Source organism: Catellatospora bangladeshensis (assembly GCF_016862575.1).
In the GTDB taxonomy this organism is placed as follows: Bacteria; Actinomycetota; Actinomycetes; order Mycobacteriales; family Micromonosporaceae; genus Catellatospora; species Catellatospora bangladeshensis.
Map to the genome: position 1 here is coordinate 94637 of NZ_BONF01000047.1, position 6000 is coordinate 100636.

6 protein-coding genes are annotated in these 6000 nt (G+C 73.7%); 2 read left to right on the top strand and 4 right to left on the bottom strand.

Features of this window, described 5'->3' with window-relative positions:
* The first annotated feature begins 43 nt into the window (after positions 1-43).
* Positions 44-811 (top strand): hypothetical protein, encoded by a 768-nt coding sequence (locus Cba03nite_RS34020; RefSeq protein WP_203755452.1) that lies wholly within the window; start codon positions 44-46, stop codon positions 809-811.
* A 38-nt stretch (positions 812-849) separates the two neighbouring features.
* Here the strand turns inward: Cba03nite_RS34020 and Cba03nite_RS34025 are convergent, their stop codons facing one another.
* Positions 850-1479 carry a class I SAM-dependent methyltransferase gene (locus Cba03nite_RS34025; protein WP_239126223.1) on the bottom strand — a complete coding sequence of 210 codons (630 nt, stop codon included), beginning with the start codon at positions 1477-1479 and terminating at the stop codon, positions 850-852.
* Positions 1480-1613: 134 nt separating this feature from the next.
* Here Cba03nite_RS34025 and modA point away from each other — a divergent pair, with 134 nt between their 5' ends.
* Positions 1614-2399: a molybdate ABC transporter substrate-binding protein gene (modA, locus tag Cba03nite_RS34030; RefSeq protein ID WP_203755456.1), complete on the top strand. Its 786-nt coding sequence runs from the start codon at positions 1614-1616 to the stop codon at positions 2397-2399.
* A gap of 39 nt (positions 2400-2438) precedes the next feature.
* Here modA and Cba03nite_RS34035 read toward each other — a convergent pair whose 3' ends face one another.
* The 3 genes from Cba03nite_RS34035 to Cba03nite_RS34045 form a co-directional block, all read right to left on the bottom strand.
* Entirely contained in the window at positions 2439-2879 is a 441-nt protein-coding gene (locus Cba03nite_RS34035; protein WP_203755458.1) for a GNAT family N-acetyltransferase, read from the bottom strand.
* Between the two features lie 133 nt (positions 2880-3012).
* Entirely contained in the window at positions 3013-5208 is a 2196-nt protein-coding gene (locus tag Cba03nite_RS34040; RefSeq protein WP_203755460.1) for a xanthine dehydrogenase family protein molybdopterin-binding subunit, read from the bottom strand.
* Entirely contained in the window at positions 5205-5705 is a 501-nt protein-coding gene (locus tag Cba03nite_RS34045; RefSeq protein WP_203755463.1) for a (2Fe-2S)-binding protein, read from the bottom strand. Before Cba03nite_RS34045 ends, Cba03nite_RS34040 begins: the two co-directional genes overlap by 4 nt.
* Positions 5706-6000: the final 295 nt, after the last annotated feature.

Below are 6000 nucleotides of genomic sequence, written 5' to 3' on the forward strand. Positions count from 1 at the left end.
TTCGGCACCGTCCACCTAGGGCGACACCACGGGGGTACGAACGATGCGACGTCGCACGCTGCTCATATCCGGTATGGCCGGAATCGCGCTGATCGGCGGTGGCTGCTCCGCCCCGGAGGAGCCACCGCCGACCGGCTCGAAGTTCCGCTCGCCGAGCCCGCTGCCGTCCATGGACGACTCGGTCCGGCAGGAGCTGATCGCGGCGCTCCAGCGCACGCAGACCGTGCCGTACCAGTACACGGTCAAGAGTGATCTGACCAGGGGCGACTGGCTGGAAGGCAGTGGGGCCGTCGACATCGCCGCGCGCCGGTACCGGTCGACGATCAATAGTTCCGGCGGGCCGCTGCCCGAGGTCCTGGAGCGGATCAACATCGGCACCGACTCCTACGCGCGCAGGGGCGGTGACAAGAAGTGGGTGCGGCTGGACATGAGCCGGGTGTCGGCCAAGAGTTTCGCCTACTTCGACATGGCGGACCCGATCGGGCTCGTCAAGTTCATCTCCACGGTGGCCCTGGCGGAACGTACCGGCCCGCACGGCTACTCGGGCTGGTTCAACCCGAACGGGATCGACGACCCGTTCCTGCCGGTGGGCGCGCCGAGCCTGTACGGGTTCGGCCTGCGCGGCACGCCGTTCCAGGTCACCACCGACGAGCACGGCTGGGTCACCTCGCTGACGTTGACGCTGACCGATCCCGAGGACTCCGGCAAGCTCACGATGACGACCACGTTCAGCGGGCACGGCAAGCCGCTGAAGATCGCCGCCCCGGCGCGCTCGGCGACCCTGGAGGCCGACGACTTCTGGTACGCCTAGCCCGCCCGCCCGCCCGCCCGCCCGCCCGCGGCGTCGCGTCACCCGGTGCGAGTAGCCAGCGCGCAGAAGCGCGCGCCGTCGTCGTAGCTGTCCAGCGCCCAGCCGCTCGCGTGCAGCGCCTCGCGCAGCGGCGTCTGGGCCAGCGGCTCGTCCGGGGAGGGCGTCCGGCCGTGCCGGGCGGCCAGCACGGCGCGGCCGGAGGGATGGAACAGCACGAGCCGCCCGCCGGCCGCGGTGACCCGGGCGAGTTCGGCCAGCCCCGCACGCGCGTCGGGCAGGTGGTTGAGCAGCCCGGCGGCGAACACCGCGCCGAGCGCGGCGTCGGGCAGCGGCAGGTGCCGGGCGTCGGCGAGCACGAGGTACGCGCCCGCGGCGCGGCCGAGGTCGCGGGCCGTGGTGAGCATCTCCGCGGTGACGTCGATGCCGAGCACGGTGCCGCCGGGCCCGACCGCGGCGCGCAGCGCGGGCAGCGCACGGCCGGTGCCGCAGCCGACGTCCGCCACGGCGGCACCGGCCGGGATGGCGGCGGCATGCACAGCCGCGGCGTAGGCGGGCATGTCGTCGCCGAACTTCACGTCCCAGGTCGCGGCGCGTTCGGCGAAGAAGGCCCGGGTCCGCGTCAGGTAGTGCTGGTCGTCCGTGCGTCGGTGCGGCGCCGGGTCGGTCATGGTGTCCATCATGCAGTTGCGATGTTGAAATCACCAATGGTTCGTACTACAACTAGTTGATGGGTGAAGAAGTCCTCGCATCTGCGAGGGTTGGCTTAGCCCGGCGCTCGTCGTTGTGCCAGGGGAGGAACGTCATGCGTTGGTGGGTACGGTCCGCGGTGGCGGGCCTCGCGCTGATGGCGGCGCTGGGCACGGCCGCCTGCGGTTCCGGCGAGCCGCAGGCCGGTGCCTCCGGGGCGGGCGCGACCGGGGAGGTGACGGTGTTCGCGGCGGCGTCGCTGACCGAGTCGTTCACGAAGCTCGGCCGGGAGTTCGAGGCCGCGCACACGGGCACGAAGGTGACGTTCAACTTCGCGGGCAGCTCGGCGCTCGCGACCCAGATCACCCAGGGCGCGCCGGCCGACCTCTTCGCCGCTGCCAGCCCGGCCACCATGAAGACGGTCGTCGACGCCGGCGACGCCGACGGCACGCCGACCGTGTTCGTGAAGAACCAGCTGGTCATCGCGGTGCCCAAGGGCAACCCGAAGGGCATCACCACGCTCGAGCAGCTGTCCAAGCCGGACCTGAAGGTCGCGCTGTGCGCCGAGCAGGTGCCGTGCGGCGCGGCGGCGAAGAAGGCACTCGGCGCGGCCGGGGTGAAGGTCACGCCGGTGACGCTGGAGCAGGACGTCAAGGCGGCGCTGCAGAAGGTGCGGCTCGGCGAGGTCGACGCCGCGCTGGTGTACCGCACCGATGCGAAGGCGGCCTCCGCCGATGTGGACGGCGTCGAGTTCCCCGAGTCCGCGCAGGCGATCAACGACTACCCGATCGTGGTGCTCAAGAACGCCCCGAACAGGGCCGCCGCGCAGGCGTTCCTGGCCTTCGTCAGCTCCGAGCGGGGCAGGGCCGTGCTCGGCGAGGCCGGCTTCCAAGCGCCCTGACGGCAGGCACGCTGGCCGGCCGCGCCCTGACGGCACGGGCTACGACGGCTGGTCCGCGAGCCGGTACACCTTCGAGTCGCGCACCCGGAAGCCGAGGCGCTCGTAGAGCCGGTTCGCCGCCTCGCGGGACGGCCGCGAGGTCAGGTCGACGGTCCGTGCCCCGTCGGCGCGCGCGAGCCGGATCGCCTCCCGGGTCAGCGCGGCGCCCACCCCGCGCCCCCGGGCCGCGTCGTCGACGACCACGTCCTCGATCCAGGCCCGCAGCCCCGACGGGATCGGAAAGACGGCCAGCGTCAGGGCGCCGACGATGCGCCCGTCCACGCGCGCGACGAGCAGGCGGTGTCCCGGCCAGGTGACCAGGGTCCGCAGCTGCCGCGCGTCGGGTGCGGCGGCGGAGCCGGTCAGCTGCGGCAGCAGCCGCGCGAACGCCGCCACCACCTCGTCGGTGACGTCCCGCACGACCTCGATGTCCACGCCCATGCCGCTGACTTTAGCGGCGGTCCCGCCGGTGCATGCCGATCGTGTTGTGCGGGCTGCCGGATCATGCCGACGGCCGCGCCCGGCGGCGTTGGCGTATGCGGCCGCTCGTGCGGCGGGTGCGAGCGGCCGACGCTCACGGGCGCAGCGGCAGCGTCCGCAGGCGTGGCCCGCCGGCCGCCCGGACCGCGTTGGCCACCGCGGCGGGCACCGGGCCGATGACCGGCTCGCCCATGCCCTGCGGCACCTCGCCGTCGCCGGTGAAGGTCACCCGGATCGGGGGTGTGCTCGCCATGTCGATGATCGGGTAGCTGTCGAAGTTGTCGGAGACGACCTGGCCGTCCTCGATCCGCAGCTCCTCGCGCAGGGCCGAGCTGAGTCCCATCACCACGGAGCCCTGGGCCTGCAGCTTCGCCCCGGCCGGGTTGACCACCAGCCCGCAGTCCACCGCGACGTCCATCCCGGTGACCCGCAGCCGCCCGCCCGACAGGTCGACCTCGGCGACCATCGCGACCACCGTGCCGACGTCACCCGAGCAGGCGATGCCGCGCCCGCGCCCCGGCGGCAGCGGCTCACCCCAGCGGGCCATCTGCGCCGCGGTACGCAGGACCGTACGCAGCCGTCGTGCCTCCGGATCGGACTCGCTCAGGTGCGCGAGCCGGAATTCCAGCGGGTCGGCGCCCGCGGCCTCCGCCAGCTCGTCGACGAAACTCTCCAGCGCGAAGGTGTTCGGCATCAGCCCCAGCCCGCGCCACGGCCCGGTCGGCACGGGCAGCTGCTCGCGGCGGTTCACCAGCCGGTACGCGGGCAGCTCGTACGGCAGGAACAGGCCGAGCAGCCCGCCCGGGTCGAAGCCGAGCAGGTCGCGCACCGGCTCGGGCAGCCCGGCGACCGCCCAGATGATGTCCCCGGCGGCGGTGACCTGCTCCACGCCCCGGATGCGCCCGTCGGTGCCGACCGAGCCGCGCATGACCGTGTGCGTCGGCGGGCGGTAGAAGCCCTGCCGCATGTCGGTGTCCCTGGTCCAGCCGACGTGCACCGGCCTGCCCGCGGCCGCGGACAGCCGGGCGGCCGCGACGGCGAGGTGCTGGCCGCCCTTGCGCCCGAACGAGCCGCCGAGCTGGGTGACGTGCAGCACGACCTCGCGCTGCTCGCCGAGCGCCGCGCGTACGTCCTCCACCACGGACCCCGGGCTCTGCGTCGGCACCCACAGCTCCACCCGGCCGCCCGCGCCGGGCTCGACCCGGGCCAGCGCCGCCAGCGGCTCCAGGTGCGCGTGCGCCGCGAGCGGCGTACGGTACGCCGCCTCGACGCGGGTGCCCTCGGCGAGCGCCCGGCTGATCGAGCCGTCCCGGCGCAGCACCACGCCGTGGCTCGCGGTGACCTGCTCTTCGACGGCTGCCGTGTCGGTGCGGCTGCCCTCGCTCCAGCGCAGCCGCAGGGCGTTCAGCGCGGCCCAGGCCCTGGTCCTCGTGTCGGCGACCACGCCCGCGAATCCGGCGGGCAGGTCGATGACGACCTGCTGCACCCCCGGCATGCCGGCGGCGTCGCCCGGCTGGGCGTCGAGCAGTTCGGCCCCGAACCGGGGCGGGACGGCGTACGCGCCGTAGCCCATGTCCGGCAGGCGCGCGTCGTAGCCGTACACCGCCTCGCCGAGCAGCTTGGCCCGGAAGTCGACGCGCGGCGCGGACCGGCCGATGCTGGTGAACTCCTGCACCGGGCGCAGTTCCGGCTGCTTCGGGGGCTCCTGCCAGGGCCCGCTGTGCGCGCTGATCACCTCGCCGTAGGCGAGCCTGCGGCCGGTCCCGCTGACCTGGAACGCGCCGTCGGCGGCGGTCAGCGCCTTCGCGTCGACGCCGAGCTGGCGGGCTGCTTCGAGGGCGAGCATTTCGCGTACGGCGGCGGCCGCCTCGCGGATCGGGGTGTACAGCGAGGCCACCGACGTGGAGCCGAAGGTGAACAGGGTCTGCGCCGGGAACCCGCGCGCGGTGTCGGCCTGCACCACGGCCAGCCGCTCCGGCGGCACCCGCAGCTCCTCGGCCGCGATCTGGGCCAGCGCCGTGTGGACGCCCTGTCCCATCTCGATCTTCGGCACGTACACGGTGACGCCGTCGCCGGTCAGCTCGAACCACACCAGCGACGACTCGGGGATCTCCGCCGGGCCGGTGCCGCGCCCCAGCATCCACTCCGCCAGCGCCGGGCGGCCGTACTCCACGGCCAGTGGCACGCCCACGACCAGCGCACCCACCGTGGCACCGGCGCCGATCAGCAGCCGGCGCCGGGTGGCCCGCCGGCGCAGGCGGCGGCCGTACGACTCGTAGGGGCCGGTCATGAGCTGCGCGCCAGCTCGGCCGCGCGGGCGACCGCCGCCTTGATCGTGTTGTAGCCGCCGCACCGGCACAGGTTGGGCTGCGCGGCCTCGGCGATGGCGGCCTCGTCGGGCGCCGGGTTCCGGTTGAGCAGCGCGACCGCGCACAGGATGTGACCCGGCAGGCACCAGCCGCACTGCAGCGGCGTCTCCAGGAACGCCTGCTGCACCGGGTGCAGCGCGGTCACCTGGCCGTCCGGGCCGCGCTCGGCGAGACCCTCCATGGTCGTCACGGGGCGCTCGCCGACCGATGCGGCGGTGACCTGGCAGCTGCGCACCGGCTCCCCGGCCACCAGCACGGTGCAGCAGCCGCACGCGCCGATGCCGCAGCCGTAGTGGGTGCCGGTCAGGCCCAGCTCGTCGCGCAGCACCCACAGCAGCGGCTCGTCGGCGTGCTCGATCGGGTGGGATCGTCCGTTCACGAGGATCCGAGTCACGTCCGCCGCTGCGCTGCTGGGCATAGCAAGCAGTGTAGGGATGCGAACTGCTCCGGTGTTTGTCGACAGGTGTAGTCATGCGTCGCCATGTGTGGTGTCTGATGGTGGGGCGATGGGGGCGCCGCTGCGGGCTCGCCCGCTGGGGGTGCTGATGTAGGGGCATGTATTGTCGGTATGTGGTGCTTCGCCTGTTGTCGGCCGGTATTCGGGTTGTCGCCGTTCGGCGGTCTGCCTGCGGTGGGCAGTCCTTGTGCGGCGGATGTTCGGCTGTGTGCGCAGGCGGCCAGGTGTGAAGGGGTTTGAGCCGCGGGCTGGGTTT